Source organism: Paenibacillus sp. J22P218 (genome assembly GCF_056269195.1).
Genome location: NZ_JBWDNL010000002.1, coordinates 522189 through 536739, shown reverse-complemented (window position 1 = coordinate 536739; position 14551 = coordinate 522189). Strand labels below are relative to the sequence as shown.

The 14551-nt window shown below is 49.7% G+C and carries 14 protein-coding genes; 5 read left to right on the top strand and 9 right to left on the bottom strand.

Annotated elements, in window-relative coordinates; genetic code table 11:
* Nucleotides 1–7 precede the first annotated feature (7 nt).
* From AC0YN0_RS11130 to AC0YN0_RS11120, 3 genes are all read right to left on the bottom strand, one after another.
* Nucleotides 8–961 carry a ring-cleaving dioxygenase gene (locus AC0YN0_RS11130; RefSeq protein ID WP_475821336.1) on the bottom strand — a complete coding sequence of 318 codons (954 nt, stop codon included), beginning with the start codon at nt 959–961 and terminating at the stop codon, nt 8–10.
* Nucleotides 962–1087: 126 nt separating this feature from the next.
* The gene (locus tag AC0YN0_RS11125; RefSeq protein WP_475821335.1) at nt 1088–1531 is read right to left on the bottom strand and encodes a MarR family winged helix-turn-helix transcriptional regulator; all 444 of its coding nucleotides are present in this window, start codon (nt 1529–1531) and stop codon (nt 1088–1090) included.
* A gap of 133 nt (nt 1532–1664) precedes the next feature.
* On the bottom strand, nt 1665–2576 hold the full coding sequence (locus AC0YN0_RS11120; protein WP_475821334.1) for an ArsR/SmtB family transcription factor: 912 nt from the start codon (nt 2574–2576) through the stop codon (nt 1665–1667).
* 201 nt (nt 2577–2777) lie between these two features.
* Between AC0YN0_RS11120 and AC0YN0_RS11115 the strand changes: the two genes are divergently transcribed.
* Both AC0YN0_RS11115 and AC0YN0_RS11110 read left to right on the top strand, forming a co-directional pair.
* Nucleotides 2778–3944, top strand: coding sequence for an iron-containing alcohol dehydrogenase (locus AC0YN0_RS11115; protein WP_475821333.1), 1167 nt, complete (start codon nt 2778–2780; stop codon nt 3942–3944).
* Between the two features lie 45 nt (nt 3945–3989).
* Complete coding sequence (locus AC0YN0_RS11110; protein ID WP_475821332.1) at nt 3990–4817, top strand: aldo/keto reductase; 828 nt, start codon at nt 3990–3992, stop codon at nt 4815–4817.
* Nucleotides 4818–4876: 59 nt separating this feature from the next.
* Here AC0YN0_RS11110 and AC0YN0_RS11105 read toward each other — a convergent pair whose 3' ends face one another.
* The 4 genes from AC0YN0_RS11105 to AC0YN0_RS11090 form a co-directional block, all read right to left on the bottom strand.
* The gene (locus AC0YN0_RS11105) at nt 4877–6139 is read right to left on the bottom strand and encodes a LamG-like jellyroll fold domain-containing protein (protein WP_475821331.1); all 1263 of its coding nucleotides are present in this window, start codon (nt 6137–6139) and stop codon (nt 4877–4879) included.
* 171 nt (nt 6140–6310) lie between these two features.
* Nucleotides 6311–8287 (bottom strand): S-layer homology domain-containing protein, encoded by a 1977-nt coding sequence (locus AC0YN0_RS11100; protein ID WP_475821330.1) that lies wholly within the window; start codon nt 8285–8287, stop codon nt 6311–6313.
* Between the two features lie 173 nt (nt 8288–8460).
* A complete protein-coding gene (locus tag AC0YN0_RS11095; RefSeq protein WP_475821329.1) occupies nt 8461–9525 on the bottom strand; it encodes a Gfo/Idh/MocA family protein in 1065 nt (354 codons plus the stop codon).
* Nucleotides 9526–9567: 42 nt separating this feature from the next.
* The gene (locus AC0YN0_RS11090) at nt 9568–10455 is read right to left on the bottom strand and encodes a sugar phosphate isomerase/epimerase family protein (protein ID WP_442052860.1); all 888 of its coding nucleotides are present in this window, start codon (nt 10453–10455) and stop codon (nt 9568–9570) included.
* Between the two features lie 124 nt (nt 10456–10579).
* Here AC0YN0_RS11090 and AC0YN0_RS11085 point away from each other — a divergent pair, with 124 nt between their 5' ends.
* The 3 genes from AC0YN0_RS11085 (at nt 10580) to AC0YN0_RS11075 (ending at nt 13629) form a co-directional block, all read left to right on the top strand.
* Nucleotides 10580–11467 (top strand): helix-turn-helix transcriptional regulator, encoded by an 888-nt coding sequence (locus AC0YN0_RS11085; RefSeq protein WP_475821328.1) that lies wholly within the window; start codon nt 10580–10582, stop codon nt 11465–11467.
* 438 nt (nt 11468–11905) lie between these two features.
* The gene (locus AC0YN0_RS11080) at nt 11906–12553 is read left to right on the top strand and encodes a transcriptional regulator (RefSeq protein WP_475821327.1); all 648 of its coding nucleotides are present in this window, start codon (nt 11906–11908) and stop codon (nt 12551–12553) included.
* Nucleotides 12554–13194: 641 nt separating this feature from the next.
* Nucleotides 13195–13629, top strand: coding sequence for a collagen-like protein (locus AC0YN0_RS11075; protein WP_475821326.1), 435 nt, complete (start codon nt 13195–13197; stop codon nt 13627–13629).
* A 60-nt stretch (nt 13630–13689) separates the two neighbouring features.
* On the opposite strand, the gene AC0YN0_RS11070 is transcribed toward AC0YN0_RS11075, so the two are convergent.
* On the bottom strand, nt 13690–14244 hold the full coding sequence (locus AC0YN0_RS11070) for a pyridoxamine 5'-phosphate oxidase family protein (protein WP_475821325.1): 555 nt from the start codon (nt 14242–14244) through the stop codon (nt 13690–13692).
* 90 nt (nt 14245–14334) lie between these two features.
* Complete coding sequence (locus AC0YN0_RS11065; protein WP_475821324.1) at nt 14335–14538, bottom strand: CLC_0170 family protein; 204 nt, start codon at nt 14536–14538, stop codon at nt 14335–14337.
* Between the last annotated feature and the right edge of the window lie 13 nt (nt 14539–14551).

The following is a 14551-nucleotide window of genomic DNA, read 5'->3' as shown; positions in this document are numbered from 1 at the left end:
CTAATTATTATTGTTGATCAGTTTCCAACACTCTTACTTGAATTGAAGGCAGATTTTGCTCGATAAGCTCGCGGTGCTCTTCGAACCATTCAGGAAGCATAATTTTTTCGCCTAATGCCTCTGGCGCTTCGTCGCGAGCGAAGCCTGGAGGATCCGTTGCAATCTCGAACAAGATGCCGCCTTCTTCGCGGAAGTAGATCGCATTGAAGTATTGACGGTCGACGATCGGTGTTGGACGGTAGCCGCTTGCTTCAACGTGGCTTCTCCAAGCCGCATGCTCGGCGTCGTCTTTCGCGCGCCATGCGATATGGTGAACCGTGCCTGCGCCGCCTGCGCCGTAATCCATCGGAGTCACGTTCACATCAATAATGTTGCCGATATCGCCATATGATTTGAACCGAGCATATGCTCCCTCTTGCCCGATTTTCTCAAGCCCCATCACTTGCTCGAGCAGTTGTGCGGTTTTGTCAGGAGCCGTACTGAAGAGGACGGCACCGCCGAAGCCTTTGATCGCGTTATCCACGGACACGCCGCCGAAAGCCCAAGTGCTTTTCGCGCCTTCCGCGCGCTCTACGATTTCGATTTTCAGACCGTCGCGGTCTTCGAATCTGAGGTACGTTTCACCGAACCGGTGCGTTGTCTCGAACGGTACGCTGAATTGCGATAGACGGTCCGACCAAAAGGATAAGCTGCCTACGGGCACCGCATAAGTCGTGAATCCGACTTGGCCGCCTCCGACACGTCCTTTGCGCGAGTTTTCGGATGGGAAGAACGTAATGATCGTGCCCGGTCCGCCTGATTCATTGCCGAAGTACAGATGGTACACTTCCGGCGCATCGAAGTTGATCGTTTTTTTGACCAGCCGAAGTCCGAGAATACCCGCATAAAAATCTACCGTTTCTTGCGCGCTGCGTACGAAAGCTGTTACATGGTGAATACCTGCTGTTTGTTGGTTTGTCATTGTCATCCATCTCCTTGGTTTATATAAAATTATAATTAACTTGTTCATGCCTACAATTTCGATATCTTAAAATTAAGATATTACTTTGAAAGAAAAGCAGCCATCGCTTTCTCTTACGAGCAACGACTACTTGAAGCCATCCTGCGCGTACTTCCCTAGCTTCTTCAATAATTGACCCGCAGCTTTCTTCTCTTCCTCCGTCAAACCGGCTACCGCTTGCTCGATTACCTTCGTATGCTGAGGAAAAACATCTTCCATGAACGTTCTGCCCGCATCCGTTATTTCCGCAAGAATGAGCCGGCGATCCCTCGGCGAGGGGTTGCGCTTCACGAACTGCTTCTTCTCGAGCTTATCAACCACATAGGTGATGTTGCCGCTGCTCATTAATACTTTGGTGCCGATCTGCTGAATGGGCTGAGCGCCTTTATGATACAGCAGCTCCAGAACGCCGAACTCCGTCCGGTTCAATCCGTGGCTTCTAATATCACGGTCGGCATGCGCGTTCACCCACTCGCTCGCTCTTGAAAGAGCAATGTAGAGGTCAAGAGATTCGTTTTTCGTTGTGCTCATCTTACTCACCTCATTCAATTCGATGTCTCAATTTCGTTTATCTTGATTTAAAGATACTTTAATTTGATGCATTTGTCAACAGTCTCAATCCATATATTTTTCCTAACTATTTATAAATGAAAAAAACGCCCCCTTAGCAGCGGAGCGTAACTTCAATGTCTTGATTGTAATTGCCGAAGCCTTTGCCGAACAGCGTGACGCCGCCGCAGTTTTTGGCCGTTTCGCTGCAGGAGATGCGGAACAAGATTTCCTTATCATAAGCAAGCGCAAGTTGCTCGATCGTTACGTTCGATACCTGAACCCCGTCGATGAACGACCCTTGCTTATTAATACGAATCGTTTTCATGAGCCCATGCTGAATGTTCTTATGCCACCATTCCGGTGTGTACAGCCCTCTCGAATTGCCGAAGTCGCCCGGATACGTCCACGTTCCGATTCCAATTCCGTTAATCGTAAAATATATATCCGACGGCAGGTGGTTGACCGTGCACGGAGTCTCCGAGCAAATTTCCATCGCGATCTCCAGCGACTCGGGCGTTTCCGTATTAACCATATAATTAGGTATGCGATATTCAACAAACCCCGAGCCGAACCAGATCACTTTCGCCTGCACATGCTCCGGATCTGCAAAATAACGCGGGTCGTCGCACATTCCAATCATGGTCGTATCGGAGGCTAGTCCGCAGGTTGGCTTGATCTGATAGGAAGAATAATGGCCAACCGGCAGCGATACAAAATAACGGTTGCTCTGAACCGGCTGAAGCTGAGCTGGCGCTCCCGGGAAAAGCAGCATCGCATGCGATAGCTGCAAATAACAAATCTTCTGCATCCCCCGCTTGCCCGCCGCCGTCTCGCAGCGAACGATCCCTGCTTCCTCCAGCATATGAATATGTCTCGTTACGATAGGAGACTTTATGTCTAGCGCCTCTGACAAGCTCTTAATATTCATGGGCTGCACGCCAAGCAGCTCGATCATTTTTACTCGCGTATGCGAGGAGAAACATTCAAGAAACTTCATATTTCGGCTGCTTACTTCGATTTCCATAGCCGCTGATCCCCTTTTTACTTTAAGCTGCTCGAGCAGTATTCGGCTCTCATTATATAACTTTAAAGTTAACGTATCAATAGCTTCTTTCGGATCACTTGACATTGTTTCACGCGCTATACTAAAATAAACGGCGTAAACATAACTTTCACGATAATTAGTTACTTTTAAAGTTATCTATTAGACTATTGGAGGTAAACCATGAACGCATTCCAATTTTATAATCCGACGCACATCGTTTTCGGTGAAGGCACGGCGGACCGTGTAGGCGAACTTACGGCTCGCTACGGCAAGACGGTACTGCTTGTGTATGGATCTGGCAGCATTAAGAAGACGGGCTTGCTTGACCGTACGTTAGGGAGCTTGGCCGAAGCAGGCATTACGGTACACGAACTGCCGAATATCGAGCCGAACCCGCGACTTACAACGGTGAACAAAGGCATCTCCATCTGCCGTGAGCACGGCGTTGACTTCATTCTTGCCGTAGGCGGCGGCAGCGTCATTGATGCAGCTAAAGCCATTGCAGCAGGCACGCTTTACGAAGGTGACGTTTGGGACTTCTACACGCGCAAAGCCGTCGTGCAGCAAGCTCTTCCGCTAGGTACGATTCTAACATTGGCAGCAACCGGTTCAGAGATGAACGGCGGTACGGTCGTGACCAATTGGGAAGAAAAGCAGAAGCAATCGTTCGTGAGCCCGCATACATATCCGAAGTTTTCCATCCTTGATCCTACGCTGACGTATACCGTGCCGCGTAATCATACCGTATATGGATCGGTTGATATTATGTCGCATGTATTCGAGCAATACTTCAGCTTATCTCCGAACACGCCTCTCCAAGAGCGCTTCTGCGAATCGATTTTGCAGACGGTTATCGAGAACGTCCAGATCGCTATTGAGAAACCCGATGACGCAGCCGCTCGCGCTAACTTAATGTGGTGCGGCACGATGGCGCTTAACGGCGGGCAGATCAGCGTCGGCATGGCGAATGACTGGGCGTCGCACGGCATCGAGCATGAAGTGAGCGCGATCTATGACATTCCGCATGGCGCTGGGCTTGCGGTTATTTTCCCTAACTGGATGAAGTACGTGTATAAGCAGCGTGTCGACCGTTTCGTACAATACGCTCAGCGCATTTGGGGCATTACGGGCGAAGGAATGACCGAGGATGAAATCGCGCTTGCGGGTATTCAGGCAACTCGCAATTTCTTTACGCAGATCGGCGCGGAGTCGAGACTTGCGGACTTTGGTATCGGCGAAGAAAATCTCGACCGCATGGCAGAGGAAGCCGTACAATACGGCAATATCGGTTCATTTAAGTCGCTTGGCAAAGACGATGTGCGCGCCATTCTGGCCTTGTCGCTTTAATTAGACCTATCCTTTTCATAATTCCAAGTACGGGAGGAAACACAAATGACGCAACCATTTACACAATCAACAACGCTTAGCAACGGTGTGACAATGCCATGGCTCGGCTTAGGCGTTTGGAAAGTTAAGGATGACGGCGAAGCAGAAAGAACAGTCGCCTCGGCGCTCGAGCTTGGATACAGAAGTATCGACACCGCAGCTGCCTACAATAATGAAGAAGGCGTTGGCGCCGCGATTCGCAACAGCGATATAACACGCGATGAAATTTTTGTAACGACGAAGATTTGGAACGCTAATCAAGGGTATGACACGACGTTAGCCGCTTTCGAGGAAAGCCGTCGCAAGCTGGGGCTTGAAGTCATCGACCTGCTTCTGATCCACTGGCCGGTTAAAGGCAAATATACAGAAACATGGCGCGCGCTTGAGAAGCTATACAAGGACGGTGCGGTTCGCGCAATCGGCGTCAGCAACTTCCAAATTCATCATTTGAAAGACATCGAAGCTTCGGGCTCCATTTTGCCAATGGTCAATCAAGTCGAATACCATCCGCTGCTTAGCCAAACCGAGCTTCGCGCCTACTGTGAGAGCAAAGGCATTCAGCTTGAAGCTTGGAGCCCGCTTATGCAAGGCAATCTCGATCAAAGCGTGCTAGCCGACCTCGGCGCAAAGCATGGCAAATCGGCTGCGCAAATCGTGCTTCGCTGGGATCTTCAGAACAAAGTCGTTACGATCCCGAAATCGACGAACCCGGTACGCATGCAAGAGAACGCGGCTATCTTCGACTTCGAGCTGTCCGCTGACGATATGGCGCTTATTAACGAATTGAACCGCAATCAGCGCTTCGGCCCTGATCCGGACAACTTCAACTTCTAAACGCAATTGAACACAAGAAGAGCGGCCGCCAGGGAAGCGCAGCCGCTCTTCTTCTATTCTTATCGCTTGTGCTTGGAAAGGATCAAAGCATTGCCGAACGGGTCCTTCAGGTCGAGGAAAAACGCGAAGCCTTCATCCCGCACCGCACCTGTCTCAGCGCCGGCAGACTCAAGGCGTTGCTTCAGCTTTTCCAAATCCATTTTGGTTCGGTAGAATACCGGCGATGCTTGCCACGCGTAATCCTTATCATCCTCGCCTGCCGACATAATCAGATCAGGCCCTTTATATAAGCTTAATATATAGAAGTTCTCATCAGGACCGCCTGCATGTCGCTTGAATCCAAGGTTGTTGATATACCACTCAGCCGCCTCATGAATACGATTCCGCTGAACGATCATCTGTATGTCTTCCAAGTACTCGAGAACTCTCTGCTCCTCCATCTCATCATCCCGCAGCTCCGGTGTCTCTGCCGGTTCCCAGCCGTTCTCCAAGAATAGCTCATTCACTTCGTCAGGTGTCAGCGGCCTGTCGTACATTCTTAAGTCGTCGATCTTGCCTTGGAAAAAGAAATACGGCTCATCGGTCGATTTTCTTCCGATGTATAACGGCTCTTCGCCATCCGGCTTCAGCCTGCCCTGCTCTTCGCTGACAAGTTGGCCGTTGCGGTATAATCTGAAATGGCTGCCGTCATACGTTACGGCAAGATGATACCAGTAGTTGCGGTGAATCGGACCTTCCGCATACGGCTCGGGATAGGACATGAAGCGGTGAAAAGTAATGCTCGCATCAAGCGTGCTAAGCTGGAATACCCGCCGTGCACGATGGCCATCCTGCGAGACGATCGCGCTATGCCAGCCTTCAAACTTTGTGGCTGATCCAAAGCTGCACCATACCGACAGCGTGAATCCTTCTTCGTTCAAAAGAGGCGCCGGCTGGGCAACGATATAATCATCCTTGCCGTCGAACGCATAGGCGTTATTCGGCCTTCCGAACCGATCCTCGCACAATGTCGCCCCTATCACACTTGCGTGCCGACCTTGTCCACTGCTGTCCTTCGCATCGCCTTGGAACAAATACTCCGCGATCAACCCTTTGCGGTGATCCGCATTCCGCAAGCTGCGCCCGAACAACTCGTCAAGCGATACTTTAAATGCGTCTGAGAGCTGCGGCAGCAACGAGACATCGGGGCAGGATAACCCGTTCTCCCATTTGCTGACCGCTTGATACGTAACCCCCATCCGCTGCGCCAATTGCTCCTGCGTCATGCCATTTTGCTTGCGAAGCTTGCTAATCCGCTCGCTAATATTTTTTGAGTAATCCACGCCCATTCCCGCCACCTCGATCAAATGTCAATATTAGTACCTGATTTGATTGTAATGCATACTTCCATTAGTTGGTATCGAATAGTAGTAGAGTGATGCGGTGACTCCATTCAACTGTTAGTTGAACGAACAATGCCGCGGACAAGTGCGTCCACGGCATTCGTATAAGATTTAGTTAAAAGTAACGGTATATGTTGAGAAGTCGCTCTCCCCGTCGGGATAAACCGCTTTATACCTAAAATAATAAGTCGTTCCGCTCGTTACCGGTCTGAAAGAAACACTGCTAGTTAATGTTAACTGCGGATAATATTCAGTGTATACACCATCGCTCGATGTAGCCCAGAAGATTCTTACCCTTGTTGCATTTACAGGTTTTGTCCAATATAACATAACATCACTGGAGTAATTATAATGGGAGAACCCGTATGGCGTTTGGAGATACGACGCAGCGCTCGCTTCGGAAGAGGCCGCGCTCTCTCCCGAAGCGTTAACCGCCTTTATGACAACGTAATATTGAACGCCTGTCGTCAAGCCGTTTACGGTGTAGTTTAATCCCATTACATTCGAAGCGATAAGATCATATTCACCTCCGGAAACGGTCGTCATATACACGTTGTAGCCCGTTGCTCCGGCTGATGCATTCCACTGCACAGTCGTTTGTTGATACCCGTTCGTTACCCGTATGTTGGTCGGCGCATTTGGAGGCGGCATAACAGGCGTGGCTGCCCTTTCATTGGAAACCGAACTTACCCCTCCGGCATTAACGGCTCTAACAACAAAATAATAGGTTGTTCCGTTTCCGAGTCCCGTAATCGTCGCAGATGTATCCGTTATTCCGCTGGTTGTCTCAACATAGTTCGAACCTTGTGTCGTCGACTTATAAATCATGTAGCTCGTTGCCTTAGGAACTGAAGTCCACGAGAGAGAGACTTGCATGTCTCCGGATACTGCTCCATTTAATACGGGAGCGGCTGGCGCTGCGACTTGTGGTGTCGCGGAAACTTCGGCTGAAGCTTCGCTTTCACCGCTTTCGTTGACCGCCTTAACAATAAAGTAATACGTTGTTCCATTTGTTAATCCCGTTATAGCAGCGTTAGTTGCCGTAGTATTGCTTGCAGCTTCCGTGAATGCCGTTCCCGACACGGTAGATTGGTACACCGTGTAGGACGCTGCATTCACCGCAGCTACCCAGTTCAATGTAACAACGGTATCTCCGCCGACTGCGTTCAAACCGATCGGCGTTTCAGGCGTTGGAATTGGTGTCGGTGTTGGTGTTGGTGTTGGTGTTGGTGTCGGTGTTGGTGTCGCTGTTGGTGTTGCTGTTGGTGTTGGTGTTGCTGTCGGCGACACCGTTGGCAGTGTAGTCGGCGCGTTTGTCGGTGTTGGTACGCTTATCGGTGTAGCGGAAGAAACAGCCGACGGTACTAGGCTCGGACTTGTCGAGGGCAGCACTAATCGCTGAGCCTCATTCCAATAGAACTCTTTATTCTTCATTAACTCGTAAGCAAGCCTGGCCGCCGCTTGTCGCTCTGCCTTAGATTTTGGTTGAATCGCAACATTTCCGTTCGCATCTTCGATTCCGCGGATGAGTCCGATACGGAACGCGAGAGAAAGGTATGGTTTTGCCCAATCCGATACAAGCTCCGAATCGGTGAATACGTTTTGCAAATCCATTTTCAGAGCCGTTTCACCAAGACCTAGAGCCCGAATCACTATGACAGCCATTTCCTCCCTTGTGATAAATGCCCGCGGATCATAACGATCTGATGCGGTTCCGCTTGTTATTCCTGTACTCACAAGAGCGCCTATATAGCCGCTGTACCAAGCGGAAGGATCTACGTCTGCAAATACGGCCGCTTTATCCGGCATCATCGGCAAATCGAGCAGCTTGGCAATCACCGCGGCAATTTCGGCTCTTGTTATCATTTTGTCAGGCTTGAAGCTCCCATCGCCATAACCCGACATAATGCCAGCATCAACTAATGCCTCTATTTCTTTCTGCGAGTACGAGTTGGATATATCCGTCAGCAGCGAAGCTTCCGCATTAGCCTTGCCCTCTGTAAACCCAAAGCCGTATACGGTCAGCATCGATACAATAATAAGTAGTTTGATCGTTCGTTGCCTTATTTTTCTCCCCATGCGTTTCATCAAAGTTGCCACCTTCGTTCTATAATCTATTGATTCACAATTTTTCATATGGATTATAGCAGGAACAACCGAGTTAATACGATTAACTAAAGTTAATTTTCAAGAGTCTAATGTAAAAAAAAGAGTAAACACAGAATGAAATCCCGTGTTTACCCCTCTTCTTACTCTTACCTTTATGAATTGGAAGGACGATTCATGAAATCAGCAATATTCACTCTTGCACCTGTCTTAGCGCTCTCTAATGAAGCTAGAACCATGGCCATACTGTAAATATTGTCGCTGCAATCCGTCTCCGCCTTGCGGTTCTCCTCAAGAGATGCGAACATATCGTCAAGGCAGCCCTGATGGAACGTATGGTTCATCTCCGGCAAAGCAATCGTCACCCGCTCAAAGTCGCGAATGAATTTACCCGTTTGGTCGCCTGCCGCTACAACTTCCGCATACGGTTCGCCATTTCCGTCCCAAATCGCAGTACCTCGCTCGCCGGTTACTCGCCACGAAGCTTCCCATGACGTTTGCGCGCCTTCCGCGCACCACGAGCCGCGGTAGTTGAATACCGAGCCATCCGACATTTCAAAAATACAAATAGCGTTCGAGTTGCCCTCATACCAAGAACCTGCCGGGTTGAACTCATGGCAATAAACGGACACCGGATTCGCGCCGATAATATAACGCGCTTGGTCGAACGTATGAATTGCCATATCGAGCAGCAGCGGACTTTCCATTGCATCCCGGAAGCCGCCGAAGTGTGCGCCGATAAAGAAATCGGCACCGACGAAACCTGGCTTGCCGATCGCACCGCCGGTTACGATCTCGTGGAATGCGCGGATGCGCGGATCAAAACGTCGGTTTTGCATAACGGCATGAGTACGTCCCATTGATTCGCTAAGAACAACGATATCGCTGCATTCGGAGATCGTCTCCGCTAGCGGCTTCTCGCCAAATACATGGCAGCCGTGCTTCAGAGCCGTTGTCGCAATCGCATAATGGCTTGCGGGAATCGTTACATCGAAAACCATATTCGCTTCCGTAGCCGTTAACGCTTCATGTAGATCTGTGAAGGTTGGACAAGCAAGCCCATGTCGATCCGCCATCGCTTGCGCGAATTCCTGCTTTATATCTACGAGACCGACAATCTCGGCATCCTCGCGTTCTTTTGCATAGGAAACCCAAGTATTCGCCATGCCTCCGCAGCCCGCGACGACGATTCGATGCTTAATTGCATTGGATACTGTCATTATGCGTTACCTCTCTTCCTCTAATTGGTTTGCCTTTCGAATCTAAACCGGATTCGGTACAAAATCCCCGCCGCGGCAACGTTTCAAATAATTCAACGCGTGTACTTGTCCTGTCATCTCTAGTTCATCTTTGTATACCGGATCATGCCAGCCCTCAATGTTGATTTGACCTTGGTAGTTCGCTTGGCGAAGAATCGTAATAATATCCGCCCAGTTCGTATCGCCGAAGCCTGGCGTGCGATGCCATACGAATGGCTTCGGTCCGTGGATACCGTGTTCTTTTACGACATCCCATGCGATCGTCGCATCTTTGCCATGCACATGGAACACTTTATCTACCCATTTGCGCAACTGCGGAATCGGATCGATTAAACTGACCATTTGGTGGCAAGGCTCCCACTCTAATCCGAGGTTGTCAGCCGGCACGGCATTGAACATCATCTCCCAAGCCGTCGGGTTATGGGCGATGTTCCAATCACCGCTTGCCCATGTGCCGCCCATATCGCAGTTCTCGAAAGCGATTCGAACGCCGCGGTCAGCCGCTCTCCGCGACAACTCGCCGAATACTTGCTCGAACTTCGGAATCGAGGCATCGATAGACTCGCCCGTCAAACGTCCTGTGAAGCCGGAAACGATATCCGCCCCGAATAGATGCGCGTGGTCGATCAGTCTCTCCCAACTAGCAAGCGTATCTTCGTTGCCGTTCGTTCCCGTCAGCGGATTCCCGAATACGCCAACTGTCGATATAACAAAATCATGTTCCTCCGCGAGCTCTCTGACCCGCTTCGCGGTTTCTACAAGATCCGTCTGGCCCGTTGATTGCCAGAAAGTTAAGCTAAACGACTCAAAGCCGTGGCCTACGATTTGCGGAATGACTCTAACCGCATCCCCGCCGCCTACTAAGGTTCCAATGCGCAATTTATTTACCATCTTGAATACCACTCCAATATTGGCTTATAGTTGAATGAACACCCTAATTATAGCGCTGTCATTTTTCGATTACTCTATATAATCTTGTGCATTACTAGTCGGATCTTGTGTTGGAGGGTAAATGATGAGCTATCCGAAGGAACTATGGGAAAATACGCATATCGAGCATAAAACGCACCCGGTTCAGCTGTTCCGCAACCGATCCGGCGACGTAAAGCCTAATGACTGTATTCTCTATCTACACTGGCATGAACACTTCGAAATTATCGTCATGCGCCAAGGCAGCGCCCTGTTCCATATTGATAGCCGTCCGTACGTGGCAAATGCCGGAGATGTGCTGATTATTCCAGGCGGAGGATTGCATGTCGGGTATGCGCTGCGCTACGAAGAGGTCATATTTGATTGCTTAGTGTTCAACGCCTCATTGTTCAACGACTGGGTGCATGACCCTGTGCATACACAGTACGTAGCCCCTTATTTGGAAGGAAGAGTTCAGTTCCCGGTAAAGCCTGCCGAGCACGACGAACAGTTCCAGGCTTACTATCCCATGCTGCAGCAGGTAATCGATGAAATTAATGCAAAACGTCCAGCCTACCAGCTAATCGCCAAGTCGCAGCTGCATGCTTTGTTCACGCTGCTCTCGCGAATGTTCCTCCCGCAGCAAACTGCGGGAAAAGGGAACGAACCGTATTCGGCGAACCGCGATCGGTTCAAGGGGCTCATTCGAATTATTGAGACAAACTTCGAATCCAAGCTGTCGGTCGAGCAGGCAGCGGCCAGGGTCAACTTGAATCCGTATCACTTCTGCAAACTGTTCAAGAAATTAACAGGCCGCACCTTCATCGAATACGTCAACGTCAGCCGCATGAATGAAGCGGAGCGCCTGCTGCGCGACACCGATCTGTCCGTCACCGAGATTGCGGGCAAGGTCGGCTGCGACAACCCGAACTATTTTACGAAGCTGTACAAACAATACAAAGGGACAACCCCGTCGCAGACACGGCGGAAGTAGTTTGTCGCAGTCCCAAAGTACTATGTCAATACGGCTTCCAGGCAACCTAAGGAAAGAAGTATTTATTTCGTTACGGACACAGATGCCGCTTATCACTCTATTTTGTATTATTAGGGTTCATTGCGGACACGGTTGACTCTAATTAAATAATAACCTATCGTTTAGCATTAAATAGGTACGGAACTTAATAGCTAAGTGCTTCTGAGTCCGCAACGCACTCAAATAAACCAAAAATACACCAATTAAGGTCTTTTCAGTCCACAAGAACACCTTTTTCCATTCAACCGACTGACACGCTCTTGCTGATTTAAGAAGTACGAGATATACTGTCACCATAGGTCGTGAAGAACACGCCGCTACGATATGAGCCCCCACATGGGAGTGCTTGCATCATAGCGGCGTGTTTTATTTTATACAAGCAAGAGGAGTGTGATAAGGATGACTAGATTTCAACTGAAATATGATCAATGGCTGCAAACAAATATTGAAGCAGAAAGCAATCCTCGAAGGAAAGAACTGTTGTGTAAAGGGCTCGGGCACGGTACGGTGGAGTTTCTGCGATACGTTTGGTTTCCAGCGGTGGGTAACTTCGATCATTTGCTTCCTGAGTGGGAAGTTCGCGACTTCGGCAGCGGCTATCGTTATCTCGATCTCGCTTATATGCCGGGAGGGGCAAAGGGAGGGATTGAAATTCAAGGCTATGGCTCGCATGCCAGAGACCTTGATGTCAGGCGGTTCAAAGATTTATGCAGAAGGCACAGCTTGTTATCGCTCGATGGCTGGACATTTCTTTCAATCGCTTATCCATCGATAATGGATGAACCGCAGCAATGCCAACAACTGATCCTCGCCTTTATCGGGAAGTTTATTTCAACGGACGTCATCTCTGGATTGAGCTGGCTAGAAGCGGAAACATTGCGATTCGCCAGGCGTCTGCTGCGACCCTTCACACCTAACGAGCTTACCGCTCACCTCTGTATCACTGATCGTCATGCAAGACGTATACTGAATTCCTTGCTAGAGCTGCAACTCATCGTCATCGCTAACGGCCAACGGCGTTCAAGAACTTTTATGTTGAAAGTGTAGTCCCTGATTCCGTTGCGGACTCAGATGCGCGTACAGCGACATATTGGAGGGAATTCGTAAAGTTGCGGACCTATATGATTCTAACTAATCAAAAACAAACAAAACGGAGGCTTAATGCCTCCGTTAGGGACAGCTGTGTCCGTAACTCGTACAATTGGCTTGCTTTCCACCATTAAGAGACCATTCGGTCCGCAACAATCTGCATCGTGAAGGAAATGTGTTAAAACCAAGGCGAGTTACCTCCAACGCATCTCACACTTCCGTTACGGACTCAGATGTGCATATTGCACCAAATTAGAGGGTAATCGTGATGTTACGGACCTATATGACTCTAACTAATCAAAAACAAACAAAAGGAGCCCCAATACCTGCGTTAGGTCCTGCTATGTCCGCAACTTGTGCAAATTACCTGCTTTCCACCGTTTAGCGTCTACTCAGTCCGTAACAATCAGCAACGTAATGTAACAGCGGTAACCTCCTCCCTCCGTATTCCCGCCTACCGGAAACCATGAGCACTACTTCTTTACGAATGAATCACTCCATTAAAGGCATTCGCATACAATACACCAGCTTTATGCATAGACGATTGTCTTGCTCATGAAGAACAATGGAATGCGCCTACTAATAAGGAGTGAATCAACATGTCAATATTTCCTCCATTCGGACCGCCGGGTTCGCAGGGCGGCGGATTGCCGCCATTCGGACCGCCGGGTTCGCAAGGCGGCGGACTGCCGCCGTTCGGACCGCCGGGGCCGCCGCCTCCGCCATTCGGTCCTCCATCGCCTCCGCCAGGTCCTCCGGGCCCTTCAGGTCCATCGGGATCGCAGGCACCTTCAGCGCCGCCGCCCCAGTTCGTTCCGCCGCGGCCGCAAGCGACTGCGTTCGCCGTTGATCCGGGAGGCATTCGCAGATGCTTGTTCCGCAATACGTATATATGGCTCAGAAACGGCAATCAGTTCTGGTATTTCCCGGTCTTCGTAGGCCGCAATTCGGTTGCCGGCTTTAGATGGAACGGATTTTTCTGGATGTATGCAGGTTACGACCTGAATCTCGTAGAGTCGTTCACATGCTTCTAAGTTCATAAAAAAGGGCAATGCAGGCTGACGAATTACGTCCTCTGCATTGCCCTTGTTCATTTAATCGCGAAGCGCCAAATGCGTCGGCAGCCCATCGATACTTCGCATGTTTTTCTCCTGCCAATAATCTTCTATCCCTTCTGGCCCCTTCTGCTCCGCCCAGCGCTTCAGCGTATCCCGATCGCTCGAATATTCCATGAACGGTACGGCAAAGCCGCAAGACGTCTGAACCTTATGGATATCGATCGTCACGATCTGCCTCGCGCCCGGAAGCGGAGTAAACAACGGATATAGCTGCTCCCACTGCTCCGTTCCCGGCAATATAACCGTGCCTTTTCCGTATAAGCGCAAAATCAGCGGTGCCCCCTCGAACGCACAGAACATAATGGTAACTCTTCCGTTCTCCATAATATGAGCGCTCGTTTCATTGCCGCTTCCCGTCATGTCCAAATAGGCAACCCGATTGGGCGATAACACGCGTAAAGCATCATGTCCTTTAGGAGAAAGATTAACATTCCCCTCCTCCGATAAAGGGGCTGAGCCTACGAAAAAAATATGCTGCTTCGCGATAAACGCTTCATGCTGCGGCAGCATGGAATCGAATTGTTTTCCCATACCGATATATGCTCCTTCCATCACGTCGTCCAATCCTTGGAAGATCAAGGTTATCTAAATGCTACTACAAAATCCCGCGACGTGAAATACTTATTTCAGGAACAAATCGACGATGTACAAGGTCACCCCTGCCACGATCAGCAGCCACCCGAGCACGCGAGATACTTTCCGCTCCTTCACCATATTGTTTTTCGTAAACCCTCTTACATCAACCTGCAAAATGAGTACGCCGCAGGTCAGAGCCAAAAATATCGCGTATATGAGATAACTCGTCGTATATCCGCTGCCTATCATCTTCGCAATGCGC